The 18,093-nt window shown below is 72.3% G+C and carries 13 protein-coding genes; 4 read left to right on the top strand and 9 right to left on the bottom strand.

Translation table 11 applies throughout. The annotated features are described in order from the left end of the window. Window positions 1-131: 131 nt before the first annotated feature. The 4 genes from G6R24_RS09165 to G6R24_RS09150 all read left to right on the top strand — a co-directional run bounded on the left by G6R24_RS09165 (window position 132) and on the right by G6R24_RS09150 (window position 4,539). Complete coding sequence (locus tag G6R24_RS09165; RefSeq protein WP_163548811.1) at window positions 132-1,061, top strand: CAP domain-containing protein; 930 nt, start codon at window positions 132-134, stop codon at window positions 1,059-1,061. 187 nt (window positions 1,062-1,248) lie between these two features. After that, window positions 1,249-2,484 (top strand): NAD-dependent epimerase/dehydratase family protein, encoded by a 1,236-nt coding sequence (locus tag G6R24_RS09160; RefSeq protein ID WP_163548810.1) that lies wholly within the window; start codon window positions 1,249-1,251, stop codon window positions 2,482-2,484. Beyond that, entirely contained in the window at window positions 2,477-3,046 is a 570-nt protein-coding gene (locus tag G6R24_RS09155) for a GNAT family N-acetyltransferase (protein WP_163548808.1), read from the top strand. The genes G6R24_RS09160 and G6R24_RS09155 overlap by 8 nt, the downstream gene beginning before the upstream one ends. A 419-nt stretch (window positions 3,047-3,465) precedes the next feature. After that, window positions 3,466-4,539 carry a nucleotidyltransferase domain-containing protein gene (locus G6R24_RS09150; RefSeq protein ID WP_163548806.1) on the top strand — a complete coding sequence of 358 codons (1,074 nt, stop codon included), beginning with the start codon at window positions 3,466-3,468 and terminating at the stop codon, window positions 4,537-4,539. A gap of 61 nt (window positions 4,540-4,600) precedes the next feature. Here the strand turns inward: G6R24_RS09150 and G6R24_RS09145 are convergent, their stop codons facing one another. The 9 genes from G6R24_RS09145 to dnaK all read right to left on the bottom strand — a co-directional run bounded on the left by G6R24_RS09145 (window position 4,601) and on the right by dnaK (window position 17,317). Next, window positions 4,601-6,061, bottom strand: a complete 1,461-nt coding sequence (locus G6R24_RS09145) for a PH domain-containing protein (RefSeq protein ID WP_225438305.1) — start codon at window positions 6,059-6,061, stop codon at window positions 4,601-4,603. Next, the gene (locus tag G6R24_RS09140; RefSeq protein ID WP_163548794.1) at window positions 6,058-6,543 is read right to left on the bottom strand and encodes a PH domain-containing protein; all 486 of its coding nucleotides are present in this window, start codon (window positions 6,541-6,543) and stop codon (window positions 6,058-6,060) included. Before G6R24_RS09140 ends, G6R24_RS09145 begins: the two co-directional genes overlap by 4 nt. A 25-nt stretch (window positions 6,544-6,568) precedes the next feature. Next, entirely contained in the window at window positions 6,569-8,767 is a 2,199-nt protein-coding gene (locus tag G6R24_RS09135; protein ID WP_163548784.1) for an MMPL family transporter, read from the bottom strand. A gap of 80 nt (window positions 8,768-8,847) precedes the next feature. Beyond that, window positions 8,848-9,768 (bottom strand): pseudouridine-5'-phosphate glycosidase, encoded by a 921-nt coding sequence (locus G6R24_RS09130; protein WP_163548782.1) that lies wholly within the window; start codon window positions 9,766-9,768, stop codon window positions 8,848-8,850. Between the two features lie 69 nt (window positions 9,769-9,837). Then, complete coding sequence (gene clpB / locus G6R24_RS09125) at window positions 9,838-12,465, bottom strand: ATP-dependent chaperone ClpB (protein WP_163548780.1); 2,628 nt, start codon at window positions 12,463-12,465, stop codon at window positions 9,838-9,840. Between the two features lie 298 nt (window positions 12,466-12,763). Then, window positions 12,764-13,324 (bottom strand): heat shock protein transcriptional repressor HspR, encoded by a 561-nt coding sequence (locus G6R24_RS09120; protein ID WP_163548778.1) that lies wholly within the window; start codon window positions 13,322-13,324, stop codon window positions 12,764-12,766. After that, window positions 13,321-14,508 carry a molecular chaperone DnaJ gene (gene dnaJ / locus G6R24_RS09115; RefSeq protein WP_163548776.1) on the bottom strand — a complete coding sequence of 396 codons (1,188 nt, stop codon included), beginning with the start codon at window positions 14,506-14,508 and terminating at the stop codon, window positions 13,321-13,323. Before dnaJ ends, G6R24_RS09120 begins: the two co-directional genes overlap by 4 nt. 212 nt (window positions 14,509-14,720) lie before the next feature. Further along, window positions 14,721-15,482: a nucleotide exchange factor GrpE gene (gene grpE, locus G6R24_RS09110; RefSeq protein ID WP_163548774.1), complete on the bottom strand. Its 762-nt coding sequence runs from the start codon at window positions 15,480-15,482 to the stop codon at window positions 14,721-14,723. Further along, window positions 15,479-17,317, bottom strand: a complete 1,839-nt coding sequence (gene dnaK, locus G6R24_RS09105; RefSeq protein ID WP_163548772.1) for a molecular chaperone DnaK — start codon at window positions 17,315-17,317, stop codon at window positions 15,479-15,481. The genes grpE and dnaK overlap by 4 nt, the downstream gene beginning before the upstream one ends. Window positions 17,318-18,093: the final 776 nt, after the last annotated feature.

The raw sequence follows: 18,093 nt of genomic DNA, 5'->3' as shown, positions 1-18,093 counted from the left end.
GCGATCGATCCGGTGACGTGGGTCGGGGGGCCGACCAGGCGAAGGATTCGATGCCACGTTCTCGTTCCCGGCGCTCGCCCGCGGGCTGCCGGTCTCTTCCTGCCAGCTGTCCTCCGGTGGACCGTCGTCCGGTGGGCCGCCGTCCGGTCGCTCGTCGGAGGGCGGGCCTGCTGGCCCCGCTCGTCACGGCGGCCCTGGCCGCGGGGTTGACCGCCTGTTCGCCGGCGCCCGGCTCCGGGGCATCCGGGGCGCTGGGCGCCCGTGCGACGGACCCCGCCGTCCAGGCCACCTCCACTACCTCTACTACTGGCGCCGCGGTGGGCGCGGCCGACGTGCCGGCGTCCATCGGGGGTGTCGCCACGCCGAGCGGGGCGCGGTCCTCGCCGGCGGCGACGCCGGGCAGCCCACACGCGGATGTGCCCGAGTCGACCGCGTCCGCGCGCCCACGACCCCTGGCCGTTACTTTGGGTAGTGAGACCACGGTGCCGGCGAGCTCCGCCGGTGAGCCGGGCCTACCGGCGGTGAAGCCGCCGTCGGTGATCGTCGCGGTGCCGACCCCCACCGCCGTCCAGGCGGGTGGTGTGACACCGGGGTCGTCGCCGGCCGCGACCGCGTCGCCCGCGGCTTCGGCCGCCGCCGTGGGGTCGGCGAACGCCCAGGCGACGGCGCTCGCGAACATCCTCAACACCGTGGTTATCCTCACCAACCAGCAGCGCGCCCTGGTGGGTTGCCCCGCACTGGTCGCCGATCCGGCCCTGGCCCTGGTCGCGCAGGCACACAGCGTCGACATGGCGACGGCGAACTACCTCGCGCACAACAGCGGTAACGGTGCCACGCCGTTCCAGCGGATCTCCGCGGCCGGCATCGCCTACGTGATCGCCGCGGAGAACATCGCCGCGGGTCAGCCGACACCCGACGCGGTCGTGCGAGCCTGGATGGCCAGCCCCGGACACCGGGCGAACATCCTCAACTGCTCGCTGCGGCGGATCGGCGTCGGCTTTGCCGGGGGTGGGTCCTCCGGGGCCTGCTGGACCCAGGACTTCATCGCGCCCCCGCGCTGAGATCTCCCGACGTCGGCGGACCGGCGCCACTGGCCTGGATACGGTGTGGCCGGACGATCCCGTAGGGTCGAAACGTCGTCGCCGAGGGCAGTCGGGCCACCTTTCCGACGCCCGGACGGCGGCGGCAACGACAGCACGCCGTCACACGGGTGGCCCGGCGCGGGTGCCCCGGGCAGGAGGAGGGGCCGTGGTTCGCGCGGTGGTCACCGGCGCGGCCGGTTTTCTCGGTGGGGCGATCACACATGCGCTGCGCCAGGCGGGCACCGAGGTGGTGGCGCTGGACATCCGCCGGGCACCGGGCATCACGACGGCCGACATCACCCGTCCGGGGGACTGGGAGCGGGCGCTGGACGGTGCCGATCTCGTCGTCCAGGCGGCTGCCGTCGGCCTGGGTGGCGTGGCGGAACTGACCGTCCGGCCGGGGCGGGCCGGCGCGCCGGTGCGGGTGGCCGCCGGTGAGATCCGGCGGGTGACCCTTGCCGGCACGGCGAACCTGCTCGACGCCGCCGGCCGCGCGGGCGTCGACCGGTTCGTTCATCTTTCCTGCGTGGACGTGGTCAACATCGCCGCCACCCAGCGAGCGTCCACACCGGAGAAGACCATGTCCGCCCCCGGTTCGCCGCAGGTATGGGCCGAGGGCCTGGCCGGGCCCGGCGGGCTGCTCGACGAGTCGGCGCCGGTCGGGCTCACCGGGGATGCCCGGGCGGACGCGCTGGCCGCGGCGGAGCAGGCGGTGGCCTCGGCGGCCGCGCACGGGCTGGGCGCGACCGTCGTGCGCGTCGGTGACGCCTACGGGGCCCGGGCGGGGCGTTGGACGCTGCGGCCGGTGCTGCTGCTGCGCGCCGGGCGGTTCGTGGTGGTCGATGGTGGCCGCGGCATCCTCAGCCCGGTGCACGTCGACGATGTCGTCGACGCGGTCGCGGCGGTGGTCGCGGCCCCGCGAGCCGTGGTGGCCGGCGAGGTGCTCCAGGTCACCGGGGGCGAGTCGGTACCGGCCGCGGACTTCTTCGGTTACTACGCCGACATGCTGGGCGTGGCGGCGCCCCGCTCGGTGCCCGCGGGCATCGTCGGGGCGCTCGACGGCTGGGAGCGGCTGCGCGCACTCGCCGAGGGGCGTCGGGGTCGTGGCACGACCACGACGACGGCCGGGTCCAGTGCCGGGACCGGGGCGGGTGGACCGCGGGCGCTGGTGCGTGGGGTCGGTGCCCGGCTCGGCGCCGGGGTCGATCCACGGGCTCGGGTGGACGTCGGGCCGCTCGGTGTCCGGGAGCTCACCCGCGAGCGCGGCTTCTCGTCCAGCCGGGTAGGCGAGCTGACCGGCTGGGCACCGAGGGTGCCGCTGGTCGAGGGGATGGCCCGCACCCAGGACTGGCTGCGGGAGCGGGGGCTGCTCGGCGTGCGGGAGCCGTCCCGTCGTGGGTGAGGGGCCGACACTCACCACATCCCGGCTGCTGGCGCTGCCCCTGACCGTGTGGAACGCGGGCTATGTCGCGGAGGAACTGGCGTCGGCGTTGTCGTTCACCTCGGTCGTGGTCGGTTCGGGTGGTCCCCGGCAGCCGGGGGTGGGGCCGGACGGGGGTCTGGTCGGCACCGATCCGTATGCCGACCGGTCGGACCCGCGTGACCCGGCCGGGTCACTGCGTCGTGAGCTGCGTCGCCGGGCCGGGGCCGGTCGGTCCGTGCTGACCTGGGTGCTGCGGCGGCGATCGGAGCCCGCGGCGGTCGGCCTGCTGGTGGCCGACACCCAGGGCCGGCGGGCGGTGGTCGGGGTGTCGATCGCGTTCGGTTGCCGCCGGGAGGGCTATGCCACCGAGGCGGTGCGGGCGGCCGCGGGCTGGCTGGAGTACCGCGGTGTGCTCGTGGAGACGCGGATCCGGCGCGGTGACGCCGTCGGCAAGCGCCTCGGGCAGGCGACCTCGTTCGTGCCGACCCCCGTTCTGGTGGCCGGATGGTGGCGGGTCTGGCTACGGCCGCCGGCCGGCTGAGACCGACCCCCGGCCTGCGCGCATGCCACCAGTGGACTACCGCGCGGTCCACGTCGTCGGGCCCATTGGTGCCAACCGGGGGCTGTCCCGTGAGCGTCCCGAGGGCCCCTGGCCAGGGGCCCTAACACGGACGAACATCGTTGTGTGTCTGTTGCGTCGATGATGTCCTGTTGACCGGGATCTGGCCGCGACCTTCTCGTAGTTTTCTCGTCACTGGACGAGCGGTGGAACACGCCACGCCGACAGCCCCCTGTTCAGACCGTGACGCCCTGGGGCACCATGTAAAGAGATGTCGCGACCAAGGCCGGCGGGCCGAGGGCAGGGCGGGGCGACCGGGGCGGGCTGTGGGAGGTCCGCCGCGCGTCCGGGGAGGGGAGCCCGAACGTTTTGGCGCCACCTGCGCCTGGGAGGTCAGCAGCATGAGCGTGGACACCCCTCGGGGAACACCGGCCGGAGCCCGGCCCGGTGAGGTCACCTATGACCATCTGGTCATTCCGTCGCACTGGCGGCGGTCACCCGCCTCCACGCCCGGCGAGCCCAACGCGCTGTTCCCGTCCGAGGACGGTGCGTCCGGGCAGCCCGATGCGATGCCGCTTGGTCCGCCCTCGGGGGCGATGACCGGGCCGTTGCTGGTCGGGACGACCGCGCGTGCGTTCGCCAAACTCGACGACATGATTCGGCTCAGCGCCGAGGAGAAGGCGGTGATCGCCGCTCGCCGTGACGAGGCCGAGCGGGCACTGCGGGCGATCTTCCCGCCGCGGTGCGCGCTGCCGCTGGTCGGCGTGGCCACGATCGGCTCCGCCGGTCGCGACACGATGATCCGCCCGCTGGACGAGGTCGACATCTTCGCGGTCTTCTCCGCCGCCAACAGCGCGTGGAAGCGGTTCCGCTGGGACTCGCGCGACCTTGTCCTGTGCGTGCGCAACGCGATCGGCGGCGAGCGCATCCAGACCATCGGCAGTCGCGGCCAGGCCCTGCGCATCGTCTACGACGCCCCGCCGGATGTGCATCTCGTGCCCGCCTTCGACCATCCGCGGGCCGGTTACGTCATGCCCGACCGGGTCGGCGGCTGGTTGCCGACCCGACCCGAGCGACACCTGGGCTGGACGGCGGATCTCGGTCCCCGGGTGATCTCGGCGGTGCGGCTGCTCAAGGCCTGGAACCGGGTGTGCGGCAGTCACCTGCGCTCGTTCCACCTCGAGGCGCTCGCCGGGCAGGTGCTCGGTGGGCGTGGTCTGAACACCCGCCAGGGCCTGGCCGAGGTCTTCCGGTACATGGACGAGGTGGGTCTGCGCGTCGCAGACCCGGCCGATGTCGGTGGCGATCTGTCCAGCTACGTCCGCTCCGAGGATCTTGACGTGCTCGGGGAGAACGTCCGCTTCGCCCGGCTCTACTCGGCGAAGGCGCTGGCCGCCGAACAGGCCGGTGACCACGGGGAGGCCGTGGCCCTGTGGGGCGCGGTGTTCGGCCCGGAGTTCCCGACCTTCGGCTGAGCCCCGGCGGCCCAGCGGCCGGCTGGGCCGCGATCAGCGATCAGCGATCAGCGATCAGCGATCAGTGGTCGGGGTGATCGGGTCGTCGGCCCAGGCGGGACAGTTCCGCCTGGGCGTAGACCAGGGCGGTCGCAGCCTGGCGGTCGCGGTGGCCGCTGCGTACCCGGACGGGGCCGTCGATGGTGTCGAAATGGACGTCGGCCAGCCGCAGGAGCCGGGCCAGCGGGTTCGCGATCAGCCGGATGCTCTGCACCTTGCCGTGCGTGATGATGTCGGTGTGGCGCCGGAGCAGTCCGTGCCGGGCGACGAAGATCCGGTCATCGGCGCCGCAGGCGAGCACCCACCAGTGCGCCGGCGCGAGCAGCAGTGCCCGGCGCGGTCCGCGGGTGAGCGCCACCGCGGCGACGTCCACCCCGGGCAGCAGCGCGCCGACGAGCGCCATCGCCTCGTCGTGGCGGGCCACCGGCAGCAGGACGGTCGGGCCGCTGCCGGCGACGTTCATCCGCAGGGTCACCCAGCCGAACGGTCGCCACAGCAGCGGCGCCGTGATCCGCAGCGCCTGGACCCGCCCCGGTGGCACGGTCGCATGGGCCCGTTCGATCAGGCCGCTGTCCAGGCGCAGCCCGTCCGCCGAGGTGGACACCGTGTACGGATAGCCGACGGCGAACACCCGGACGGTGCGATGCCACAGCCAGCCGAGGATCGGGATCGCGCCGAGCACACCGGTGCGGGTCCCGGTCAGCAGGGACGGGACGGCGATGGCCGCGACGCCGAACACCGCCACCCACGGCGCCGGGGACAGCGCGATCGCCGCGGCCAGCCGGGTCGGCGGCACCTCGGCGAGCGTCGCCGACCCGTCCGACCTGTCCGACCTGTCCGGCGGGTCGGACCCGTCCGAAGGGCCGAAGGGGTCCGGGGCCGTCGGGCTCGCCGCCGCGGGGCGCGCGGAGCCGGTCAACAGCTGGCCACGCAGCCGCTGGGCGTGGCCGAGCGAGAGGTAACGCAGGTCGGAGGTGGCGCTGCCGCCGTCGGAGTCGGCCCGGTCCCGGCGTTCGTGGCCGGCGAGGTCGAGTCGCACGACGGCGAGCCCGACCAGCCGGGCGAGCAACGGCTGGACGAGGTCGACGGCCTGCAACCGGTCGAGGCGGACATAGCGGGTTCGTCGCACGAGCAGGCCGGTGTCCAGGCGCAGCCCGTCGCCGTCGAGCCGGTAGCGGGTGAACCGCCAGACGCAGTACCCGTAGATGCCGGCCGCCGGCACCAGGAAGAGCATCGTGAGGCCGATCGCTCGGGCGGTCACCTCCTCGGCGAAGGTTCGCCCGATCGTCGCCGCGAAGGCGGCGACGATCACCCAGCCGCGCAGGAACGGCGTCAGCGGATGCAGCCGTCGGTACCCGTCATCGCCCGACTCCGACGACTCAGGTGGGTCCGGCGACTCCGACCGCTGCGGGGGGTCCGGCGGCTCCGGTGGTTTCGGCGGGTCCGCCACGGTTGGTTCGGTGGCCTCCCAGGAGGTGGTCAAAGCCCGGCCGATCTGGCCTCGCCGCGTTCGGTGAGGGCGTCGCGCAGCCGGGCGGCCTCGGCGGGGCGCAGGCCGGGGATGACGGCGTCGCTGGTCGCGGCGGCGGTGTGCAGCTGCACCTTGGCGATGCCGAACCGGCGGGCGAGCGGTCCGGCGCTGACGTCCACCAGTTGCATCCGGCCGTAGGGGACGACCACCAGGCGCTGGATGAGGATGCCCCGACTGATCAGGAGATCGTCCTCCCGCTCGGCGTAGCGCCAGGCGCGCCAGACCCGCTCGATCGCGAACCAGGCCCAGCCGGCCACGGCGATCGGGACGCCGGTCAGCAGCGGCCACGGCCAGCCGTCCACCGTCACTGTGATCAGCAGTGTGAGCATGACGGCCGGCACGGTCACGCCCAGCAGCAGGGTTCGCCGCATCCGGCGTAGCTGCGGCGGCAGGACCTGCCAGGACGCCGGGTCCGGAATGAGCGCTTCGGCCATGGGGCAACCTTAGGTCGCCCGCTGATTACGTCTGCCTCGATTTCGGCCAGTGGGGTGACCGGACCGGTTCGACCGGGGCCGCCTGATCCGGACGGGCGAGCCGCCCCGGCCACCAGATGCGCCGACCGATGTCCAGACTCAGCGCCGGGACCAGCACCGATCGCACGACCAGGGTGTCCAGCAGGACGCCGAAGGCGACGACGAAGCCGATCTCGGCCAGCTGGACCAGCGGAAAGATGATCAGTGCCGAGAAGGTCGCGGCGAGCACGATGCCGGCGGAGGTGATCACCCCGCCGGTGACGGCGAGCGCGTGCAGCACACCGGGCCGGGCACCGATCCGCTGCGCCTCCTCCCGGACCCTTGTCATCAGGAAGATGTTGTAGTCGACGCCGAGGGCCACCAGGAAGATGAACGCGAACAGTGGCAGTGACGGGTCGGCGCCGGGAAACCCGAACAGCCAGCGGTAGGCGACGGCGCTGGCCCCGAGCGCGGCCAGATACGACAGCACGACGGTCACCATCAGCAGCAGCGGCGCGATGATCGCCCGGAGCAGGAAGATCAGAACGGCGAACACGACCGCGAGGACCAGCGGGATGACCACGGTGCGATCCCGGACGGCGGCCCGGCGCACGTCGAGGTTCACCGCCGTGTTGCCGCCGACCATCGCCGCCGCGTCCGGGACGCGGTGCACCCGCCGCCGCAGGTCACGCACCGCCGCGAAGGACGCGGCGCTGTCCGGCCGCTCCCGCAGGACCACCAGGAACTGCACCTGGTGGCCGGCCCGTCCGGTCTCGGCCACCGCGGCCACCCCGGGTGCCGCGCGCACGGTCGCCTCGACGGCCGCCGCCGCCGACGTGTTCGCGATCACATAGGTCGGCGCCGCGACGCCCGGCGGGAAGTCGGCGGCCACCAGGTCCACGCCGCGCACCGACTCGACGTCGCGGCGGAACCCCTGGTCGCCGCGCAACGAGGTGTCCATCGCGAACAGCCCGAGGGTGAGCCCGCCCAGCAGCAGCGATGTGATCACCCAGACCGTGCGTGGCCGGCGGTCGATCGCCGTGCCGACGCGGACCCAGCGTCCCGGCTCCTCGGCGAGGTCGAACTCGGTCAGATCCTCATGGCCGGGGACGGTCGGGGCGGCGAGCGCGGCGGCGTGCGCCGACCGGGCGGCCGCGCCGTGGCGGGCCGCCTCGGTGACCGGCGGGTGTTCACCGAAGTGGGGAATCCGCGGCCAGAACAGCCGCCGTCCGCACAGCACCAGTGCGGCCGGCAGCAGGGTGGTCATCGTGACCAGGGCAGTGGAGATACCGATCGCGCCGACCGGGCCGAGCCCCCGGTCGGAGGCGAGCTCCCCGACCAGCAGGCAGAGCATGCCGATGACGACGGTGCCGGCGGAGGCGACGATCGCGGGGCCCGCCTGGCGCATCGCCTGGCGCATCGCCTGGCGCGGATCACGATGCCGGGTCAGTTCCTCCCGGTAGCGGGCGATGAGCAGCAGGGCGTAGTCGGTGCCCGCGCCGAAGACGAGCACTCGCAGGATGCCGGAACTCTGCCCGTTCACGGTGAGCCCGGAGTGCCGGGCGAGCAGGTCGATGATGCCGGCGGCGGCTTGGTCGGCGATGCCCACGGACGCCAGCGGCACCAGCCACAACAGCGGACTTCGGTACACCACCAGCAGGATCACGGCGACGATCCCGGCGGTGACCAGCAGCAGCCGGGACTCGATCGTGCTGAACAGGTGGTAGGTGTCGGCGACCAGGCCGGCCGGTCCGGTCACGGCGATCTGGGTGCCCGGGGGTGCGAGCCCGGCGGTGATCCGGCGCATCTGGCGCACCTCGTCGGTGAACCGGGCCACGTCGTCGGACTGGGCCAGGGGCACGGTGAACACCAGCGTCCGGCCGTTGGGCGAGAGCACCGGCCCCAGAATCCGCCCGGACGCGAAGGGCCTGAGCGCCGTGGTGATCGCGGTGGCCGCCGTCCGGTCCCGGGCGGTCAGACCGCTGGGTCTGGTCATCACGACGACGGTCGGTACGGCGTCGCCGCCGGGGAACTCGCGTTGTGCCGCGAGCAGCCGGGTGGACTCGGCCTCGGCCGGCAGGAAGGCGGCGGCGTCGTTCTTCTCCGCCTGCGGGAGGTGGAAGGCCAGCGGGCTCAGCGCCGCCGCGACGACGATCCAGAAGGCGATGACGAACCAGGCCGACCGACGGCCGAGAATCCACGACACGGTCGGTCACCTCCCTGCTCGCTCACTCACCGTTACGGCGTCGGGTGAAAGCGTCGCAGGTCCGTGCCTGGGGCGCTGGTTCAGCCCGTCGCCGCCCAGGCGCGGGCGACGTCGGCGGCGACCGCGACGTTGTTACGCACCGCGTTGATGTTGACCTCGAGGCTCGCCCCGCCGGTCTCGCGATGGAACGTCTCCAGCAGGAAGGGAGTGACCGACTTGCCGCGGATGCCGCGTTCGGACGCCCAGGCCAGCGCGTCGGCGAGCACCCGGTCGTGCAGCCCGGGGTCGAGGGCCAGTTCCACCGGCAACGGCGCGGCGACCACGATCGCGTTGCGCAGCCCCAGGTCGTCGGCCGCGCTCATGGCGGCGGCGACCTGCGCCGGCTCACTGACCCGCCAGTCCAGGTCGTAGGAGGTGTGTGGCAGGTAGAAGCCGGGAAACGTCGACGTGCGGTAGCCGACGACGGTGACCCCGAGGGTCTCGAGGCGTTCGAGGGTGGCGCCGACGTCGAGAATCGACTTCACCCCCGCGCACACCACCGTGATCGGCGTGGTGGCCAACGTGACCAGGTCGGCGGACTCGTCGTAGCTGTCGCCGGCGCCGCGGTGCACGCCGCCGAGCCCGCCGGTGGCGAACACCCGCACGCCGACCCGGGCGGCGAGCAGCGAGGTGGCCGCGACGGTCGTCGCGCCGGTCCGGCCGGTGGCGCGGGCGATCGGCAGGTCACGCACGGACAGCTTGACGACGTGCGGGTCGTCGGCGATCCGCAGGAGATCCGGGTTGTCCAGCCCAACCCGGGGCACGCCGTCGATGACCGCGACGGTCGCCGGGGTCACCCCCTGCTCGCGCAGCTGCGCTTCGAGCTGGGTGGCGACCTCCCGGTTGCGGGGCCGCGGCAGCCCGTGCGCGATCAGGGTCGACTCCAGGGCCACCACCGGTTCCCCGGCCGCCAGGGCCTGGCGCACGGCCGCCGAAACGACGATGTTCGATCTGCCCGCCATGCGCCGACCCTATGCGACTCACTGATTAACCTGTTGCAACCTTTTTTGTTTGGTCGGCTACGTCCGCCGCTACAGGGTCTTTCCGGTGCTGGCCGCCGACGCGGGCGCGGCGGTGACGGTCAGCGCGGCGCCGCCGGGTATCGCGTCCACCACGGTCTCGTCGCCGTCGCGGATCTCCCCGGCGAGCAGCTGGCGGGCCAGCTGGTCGCCGATGGCGGTCTGCACCAGCCGGCGCAACGGCCGGGCGCCGAACACCGGGTCGTAACCGACGTCGGAGAGCCAGGCCTTGGCCGCCGGGTGGACGGTCAGGGTGATCCGCCGGTCCCGCAGCCGGTCCCGCAGCCGGTCGAGCTGCAGATCGACGATGCGGGTCAGGTCGTCCCGGCCCAGCTGCTCGAAGACGAGGACGTCGTCGAGCCGGTTGAGGAACTCCGGCTTGAACGCCTCCCGCACCGCGACCATCACCGACTCGCGTCGCACCTGCGGGCTCAGGGTGGGATCGGCGATGAACTGGGAGCCCAGGTTGGAGGTGAGGACGAGGATGGTGTTGCGGAAGTCGACGGTGCGCCCCTGCCCGTCGGTCAGCCGGCCGTCGTCGAGGACCTGCAACAGGATGTCGAACACGTCGGGGTGGGCCTTCTCCACCTCGTCGAGCAGGATCACGCTGTACGGCCGGCGCCGGATCGCCTCGGTGAGCTGGCCGCCGGACTCGAAGCCGATGTAACCGGGGGGCGCGCCGATCAGACGGGCCACCGAGTGCTTCTCGGCGTACTCGCTCATGTCGATGCGCACGACCGCCCGTTCGTCATCGAACAGGAAGTCGGCCAGCGCCTTGGCGAGCTCGGTCTTGCCGACGCCGGTGGGCCCGAGGAACAGGAACGACCCGGTCGGACGGTCGGGGTCGGCGATGCCGGCCCGGGCCCGCCGAACCGCGTCCGACACCGCCCGCACGGCCTCCTCCTGCCCGATCACCCGGGCGTGCAGCTCGGATTCCATCCGCAGCAGCTTCGCCGTCTCGCCTTCGAGCAGCCGCCCGGCGGGGATACCCGTCCACGCGGCGACGACCTCGGCGACATCGTCGGGGCCGACCTCGCCGCCGAGCATGGCGCCACCGGACGAGCCGGCCGCGGTCACGGCGTCGGTGGCCTCGGTCAGGCGCCGCTCGAGCGCGGGGATCGTGCCGTACCGCAGCTCACCGGCCCTGGCCAGATCGAGATCACGCTCCGCGAGCTCGGCGGCCCGCCGGGCGTTCTCGAGCTCCTCCTTGATCTTCTGGACCTCGGAGATCGAGTCCTTCTCGCGGTGCCACCGCGCGGTCAGGCCGGACAGTTCCTCCCGCCGGTCGGCCAGTTCCCGCTGCAGGCGCTCGCGGCGCTCCCGGGAGGCGTCGTCGCTCTCCTTCGACAGCGCCATGTCCTCGATCTCCAGGCGGCGCACCGCCCGCTCGAGCTCGTCGATCGCCACCGGACGGCTGTCGATCTCCATCCGTAGCCGGGAGGCGGCCTCGTCCATCAGGTCGATGGCCTTGTCCGGCAGGAACCGCGCGGTGACGTACCGGTCGGACAGGGTGGCCGCGGCGACCAGGGCGGCATCGGTGATCCGCACGCCGTGGTGCACCTCGTAGCGCTCCTTGAGGCCACGCAGGATGCCGATCGAGTCCTCCACCGTGGGCTCGACGACCAGCACCGGCTGGAAGCGGCGCTCCAGCGCCGGATCCTTCTCGACGCGGGTGCGGTACTCCTCGAGGGTGGTAGCGCCGATCATGCGGAGCTCGCCGCGGGCCAGCATCGGCTTGAGCATGTTGCCGGCATCCATCGCGCCCTCGGCCGCGCCGGCGCCGACGACGGTGTGCAGTTCGTCGATGAAGGTGATGACCTGGCCCTCGGCCTCGCGGATCTCGTTGAGCACCGATGTCAGCCGCTCCTCGAACTCCCCCCGCAGCTTGGAGCCGGCGACCATCGAACCGAGGTCGAGCGAGACGATCCGCCGGCCGCGCAGCGACTCGGGGACGTCGCCCGCGACCACGCGCAGCGCCAGGCCCTCGACGATCGCGGTCTTGCCGACGCCGGGCTCGCCGATGAGCACCGGGTTGTTCTTGGTGCGCCGGGCCAGCACCTGGATCACCCGGCGGATCTCGGCGTCCCGCCCGATCACCGGGTCGAGCTTGCCCCGCTGGGCACGCTCGGTGAGATCGATCGAGTACTTCTCCAGCGCCCGGTAGGACCCCTCCGGATCACGGCTGGTGACCCGGTGGGCGCCGCCGCGGACCTGGTCGAACGCGGCCCCCAGCGCATCGGGCGTGGCGCCGACCCCGGTCAGGATGCGCCCCGCCTCGCCGCCCTCCTCCGCGATGGCGACCATCAGGTGCTCGACCGAGGTGTACTCGTCGCCGAGGCGGGCGGCCTGCCGCTCGGCGCCCGTCAGCACGGCGATGAGCTGGCGGGACAACTGGGGGACGGAGACGCTCATCCCGGTCGCGCGGGGCAGCCGGGAGAGGGCGGCCTCCGCGCGGGTGCGGACGGCCTCGGCCGAGGTACCCACGGACGACAGCAGCGTGGCGCCGACGCCATCCGCGGTCTCGAGGAGCGCGGTGAGCAGATGCAGGGGGTCGACGAGCGGGGACCCGTCGCCGGTGGCTCGACTGATCGCCGCGGAGAGGGCCTCCTGCGAGCGGGCGGTGAGGCGTTCAGCGTTCATCGTTCACCATCCATCGTTCACCGTTCACCGCCCGTCCTGCACCGACGACGACCACCATGGAGGCTCACCCTCGGTGCTCACCGTCGGCGTCTGCCGGTGTGGCGGATCGCGGAGGTCACAGAAGCAGGTCGGTCTGTTCAACGCTCACTATACCTGAGTCGTTCCTGCTCAACCCTGATGTGGAACTCGGGCTCCCCGCCTGGGCCGCGCGGACCGGTTGCGGTCGCCACTCGGGCCGGAGACGGCGAAGGGGCTTCTCCTCCGCCGGACAGCGGGAGAGAAGCCCCATGGGACGTGGTCAGCGCCGCGGCAGCGGCCGCCATATCACCACCGCCCCACGCTCGATCGGGACGAGGTCGCGTCGATGACTCGTGTGCGCCTCGGCCACCCGACGTTCCGCGTCGGCGCGGGCGTGGGCCAGTTCGTCGGCGAGCTGGCGAACCTGGGCCTGCAGCGCCATCACCTGGGCGCCCAGCCGCAGGATCTGCCGAATGCCCTCGAGGTTGACGCCTTCCTCCTGGGACAGCCGCTGCACCTCACGCAGCAGCGCGACATCCCGGGCCGAGTAGCGTCGTCCGCGCCCGGGCGTGCGCCCCGGGGTGACGAGCCCGAGCCGGTCGTAGGACCGCAGCGTCTGCGGATGCATGCCGGCGAGCTGCGCTGCGATCGAGATCACGTAGACGGGTGCGTCCTCGTCATGCGCCAGCCCGGGCAGCGGACCGGTGGGGAAATAGCCCTCCGGTCGCCCTTCTGTCACCGGCAGCTGGGCCGGATTCGGTGTGGCGTGCGAGGTCGGTGCCGCCTTCGGCACGGACCTGGCGCCGGGCGGGTCGGATGTGCGATTGGGACGTGCGGTCATTCCCCAGCCTCCATCTGCTCCATCATCGCCGCCCGTGGATCCTCGGGGTGGGCCTGAGCGAACTCGAGCAGCGCGGTGCGGGCCCGGGCGGACAGCGACGACGGCTTGGGCACGACCACCTCAAGGGTGACGGTCAGGTCGCCATGACCGCCACCGGAGGTGGGAACACCCCGGCCACGGGCCCGCAACCGCCGTCCGCTGGAGGTGCCGGCGGGAACCTTCACGGTGAGCGGGGCGCCGTCCAGGGTCGGTACCCGCACCGACGCGCCCAGGGTGGCCTCGGTGATCGTGACCGGCAGCGTGACCATCAGGCTACTGCCCTCCCGATCGAAGATCGGGTGCCGCAGCACGTGCACGGTGACCTCGAGGTCACCGCCCGGTCCGCCACGCTCGCCGGGCGTGCCACGCCCGCGCACCCGCAGCCGCTGCCCGTCGCTGACCCCCGGTGGGATGCGGATGCGCTGCTCACGCTCCCGCCGACCGGTGCCCCGGCAGTCCGGGCAGGGATGGTCGATCAGGGTGCCCTTGCCGAGGCAGTCACGGCAGGGCTCGGACAGCGCGAAACCGCCCTGGGCGCGGGAGACCACGCCGAGCCCGCGGCAGGTCGAGCAGGTCCGCGGGGAGGTTCCCGGCCGGGCGCCGCTGCCCTCACAGGTGGTGCAGGTGGCGGCGCCGGGGAGCCGAACCGAGGCCTCGAGACCGGTCAGCGACTTCTCGAACGAGATCGTGACCTCGGCCTCGATGTCCGTGCCACGGCGCGGACCGCGCCCCGGCGACGAGCGCTGGAACATGTCGAAGAAGCCACCGAGGCCACCACCGCCGTTACCGAGCAGATCCTCGAAGTTGAGGTTCGCTCCGCCGCCCGGGGCACCGAAACCGCCGGCCGGGCCGAAGCCGCCACCGGGGCGGCCGCCGGCGCCGCCGAACGAGCCGGGCCGTCCGCCGGCCGCGAACAGCGCCCGAGCCTCGTCGTACTCGCGCCGACGTGTCTCGTCGGAGAGCACGTCATAGGCTTCGGACACCTCCTTGAACCGGGCCTCCGCCTTGGCGTCCCCCGGGTTCTTGTCGGGGTGCAGCTCGCGAGCCAGCTTGCGGTACGCCTTCTTGATGTCGGCCGCCGTGGCGTCCTTGGGAACGCCGAGAGCGGCGTAATAGTCCTTCTCGACCATGTCGCGAACACTCACGGCGCCCCTCCTTTCGTGGTCGTCTCACCCGGCCGGGCGCCCGCCCCGGCCGACCGTTGCCGGGTCGGCGCCTGCCCGCCCGACCCGTAGCCCGGATCGGACGCTGCTCGGCCGGCCGGCCGGCCGCACCGCACCGTGCCCTGCCCTGCCCTGCTCGCACGCCGCGGTGGTGGCCCGGGAACGCTCCCCGGGCCACCACCCACCCACCGGTCTCAGCCGGCGCTGACGGTGGGCCCGCCGTTGTCCGGGCCGGGAACCGTGCCGGTGTCATCCGGTACCGGTGTGGCCCGTTCGGTGACCTCGTCGTTGGCTCGCGCCACCGGCTCGGCCGGTTCCCCGGAAGGTTCCGCGACGGCCACCTGGGCCGGACGCAGCACCCGACCCGCGTGAAGATAACCGGCGCGGAAGATATCGACGCAGGTGGGGCCGCTGACATCAGACCGGTAGGAGTGCATGAGCGCCTCATGCACGGCCGGGTCGAACTCGTCGCCCGCGGCGCCGAACCGCTGGAGCCCGGCCGCTTCGAGCGCGGTTTCCAGAGCCTCCGCGATGGCCTTGAACGGGCCTTCGAGGTCGCCGTGGTCGCGGGCGCGGCCGATGTCGTCGAGGGTGGACAGCAGGCTGGTGAGCACCTTGGCCGTGGCCTGCTCGCCGATCTGCTGCCGGTCCCGCTCGACCCGACGACGGTAGTTGTCGAACTCGGCCTTGAGCCGCTGAAGATCGGCCGTACGCTCGGATGCCTGGAGCCGCAGCGACTCGATCAGCTCGGCATCCGCCGGGTCGACCGCCGGGTGGGACCCGACACCCTCATCGCCAGGGCCGCCACCGGGACCACCGCCGGTCACCGTGCCGCTGTCCGGGCGGACCTCGCCGCTGTCCGGGTCGATCCGCCGCCGATCGCGGACGACCACCCGAGGCTCGTCGCCCTCATCCGGCCCGGAGCCCCACCAGTCGCCGGACTGGCTGGAAGTCACTTCCCGCCCTCCTTGTCCTCGTCGACGATCTCCGCGTCCAGCACGTCGTCGTCCACCGGCCCACCGGCGGCGCCCGGGGTGCCGGCGCCGTCCTGAGCGGCCTGCTCGTACATGGCCTGACCCATCGCCTGGCTGGCCGCGGCCAGCGCGTCGGCGGCGGTGCGGATGGCGGCCGAGTCGGTGCCCGCGACGGCGCCGCGCAGGGTGCCGAGCTTCTCCTCGACATCCGCCTTCAGCGTGGCGTCGAGCTTGTCGCCGTTCTCCGCGAGGAACCGCTCCGTGGAGTAGACCAGCGTCTCGGCCTTGTTACGGGTGTCGGCCTCCTCGCGACGCTGACGGTCCTCCTCGGCGAACTGCTCCGCGTCCCGGACCATCCGGTCGATGTCGTCCCGCGGCAGGGCGGAGCCGCCGGTGATCGTCATCGACTGCTCCTTGCCGGTGCCGAGGTCCTTGGCGGACACATGCACGATGCCGTTGGCGTCGATGTCGAAGGTGACCTCGATCTGCGGCAGACCACGCGGGGCCGGCGGCAGGCCGGTCAGCTCGAACATGCCGAGCTTCTTGTTGTAGGCGGCCATCTCGCGCTCGCCCTGGAAGACCTGGATCTGCACGGACGGCTGGCTGTCCTCCGCCGTGGTGAAGATCTCCGAACGCTTGGTGGGGATCGTGGTGTTGCGCTCGATGAGCTTGGTCATGATCCCCCCCTTCGTCTCGATCCCGAGGGACAGCGGGGTGACGTCGAGGAGCAGAACGTCCTTGACCTCGCCCTTGAGCACACCGGCCTGCAGCGAGGCGCCGACGGCGACGACCTCGTCCGGGTTGACGCCCTTGTTGGGCTCCTTGCCACCGGTCAGGTCACGAACCAGATCGACGACGGCGGGCATCCGGGTGGAACCACCGACGAGCACGACGTGGTCGATGTCGCTGACCTTGATCCCCGCGTCCTTGACCGCCTGCTGGAACGGGTGCCGGCAACGGTCGATCAGATCCGCGGTCAGCCGCTGGAACTCGGCGCGGCTCAGCGCCGTGTCCAGATGCAGCGGACCATCGGCCGACGCGGTGATGTACGGCAGGTTGATCGTCGTCTGGCTGGACTGCGAAAGCTCGATCTTGGCCTTCTCCGCGGCCTCACGCAGCCGCTGCAGCGCCATCTTGTCCTTGCCGAGATCGACCCCGTGCTGACCGTTGAACGTCTTGATCAGGTGATCGGTGATCCGCTGGTCCCAGTCGTCACCACCGAGCTTCGTGTCACCGGAGGTCGACTTCACCTCGACCACACCGTCACCGATCTCCAGCAGCGACACGTCGAACGTGCCACCACCAAGGTCGAAGACCAGAATGGTCTGTTCCTTCTCGCCCTTGTCCAGCCCGTAGGCGAGCGCCGCGGCGGTCGGCTCGTTGACGATCCGCAGGACGTTCAGACCCGCGATCGTGCCGGCCTCGGTGGTCGCCTGACGCTGCGCGTCGTCGAAGTAGGCGGGGACGGTGATGACCGCGTCCGCCACCGGCTCGCCCAGGTAGGACTCGGCGTCACGCTTGAGCTTCTGCAGGATGAAGGCGCTGATCTCCTGCGGGGTCAGCTCCTTCGTGTCGACCTTCATCTTCCAGTCGGAGCCCATGTGGCGCTTCACCGACCGGATGGTGCGCTCGACGTTGGTGACCGCCTGACGCTTGGCGACCTCGCCGACCAGGACCTCGCCGTTCTTCGCGAAGGCCACGACCGACGGGGTCGTGCGGGAGCCCTCAGCGTTGGCGATCACCGTGGGTTCACCGCCCTCAAGCACGCTCACGACGGAGTTCGTGGTGCCGAGGTCGATGCCGACCGCTCGTGCCATGTCTGTGTGCCTCTCGATCCATGTCGGCGACGCCCACCGGTGCGCGCGAGCCGACCTCGTGGGGATGGGACCTCTCGAATGACCGCCCTCACCGAGGGTCACCCGGAGATACGGCGCTACTGATGTCGGGACTGACGTACAAAGCTACGTTAGGAGGTCTCGATAGATTGAGTGTACTCGACTCAGGGTCGGGCGCCTAGGCCTCCCGTTGGAACTGAGCCCACCGAACTCAACTTTTCGGCTGTCGCGGGTGTTCCCCGGCTGCCGCTGGTGCTCCCGGCCCCGCCCGCCGACAGCCTGGTGCGACCATAGGCAACTAGTCGGACGCTTGTAGTCACGATCGGGCGACATCCGGGCGGCCATGCGGCTTGCATCGCCTCATGCCGAGGGTTGTAAGGCCACACGCCGAGGGTTGTTCGGTGAGGCGGGGCCTCGATCTCCGAACAACCCTCGGCATCCTCGATGAGGGCGGCCTCCGCGGCGGCCATCGCGGTCGCGGATCGGCCAACAGCCACTCTCCGGAATCAAGAGGGCACTCTCCGAACGCTGAAGACCGAGCGCTGCGGGTCGGCCCGAAGCCTGGACGGAGAGCTGGACGGAGAGAAGGTGCCTGACGGACGCCAAGTGCCCGACCGGCTGGCCGGCGACTAACCCATGGCCGACCAGTGACCGGCCGACCAGTGACCGGCCGACCAGTGACCGGCCGACCAGTGACCGGCCGACCAGTGACCGGCCGAGTGATGACCGGCCGAAGACTGGTGACGATGGAAGGTCAG

Origin of the sequence: Candidatus Frankia nodulisporulans (assembly GCF_902806475.1) — a bacterium.
Taxonomy (GTDB): Bacteria; Actinomycetota; Actinomycetes; order Frankiales; family Frankiaceae; genus Frankia; species Frankia umida.
The sequence above is the reverse complement of the archived record's forward strand: the minus strand, read 5'-3'. Positions and strand labels throughout refer to the sequence as shown.

Coding starts and splice junctions, on each gene's coding strand:
- G6R24_RS09140 (WP_163548794.1), bottom strand. CDS start 6,543: ATGGCCGAAGCGCTCATTCCGGACCCGGCGTCCTGGCAGGTCCTGCCG.
- dnaK (WP_163548772.1), bottom strand. CDS start 17,317: ATGGCACGAGCGGTCGGCATCGACCTCGGCACCACGAACTCCGTCGTG.
- G6R24_RS09120 (WP_163548778.1), bottom strand. CDS start 13,324: ATGACCGCACGTCCCAATCGCACATCCGACCCGCCCGGCGCCAGGTCC.
- G6R24_RS09130 (WP_163548782.1), bottom strand. CDS start 9,768: ATGGCGGGCAGATCGAACATCGTCGTTTCGGCGGCCGTGCGCCAGGCC.
- G6R24_RS09150 (WP_163548806.1), top strand. CDS start 3,466: ATGAGCGTGGACACCCCTCGGGGAACACCGGCCGGAGCCCGGCCCGGT.
- clpB (WP_163548780.1), bottom strand. CDS start 12,465: ATGAACGCTGAACGCCTCACCGCCCGCTCGCAGGAGGCCCTCTCCGCG.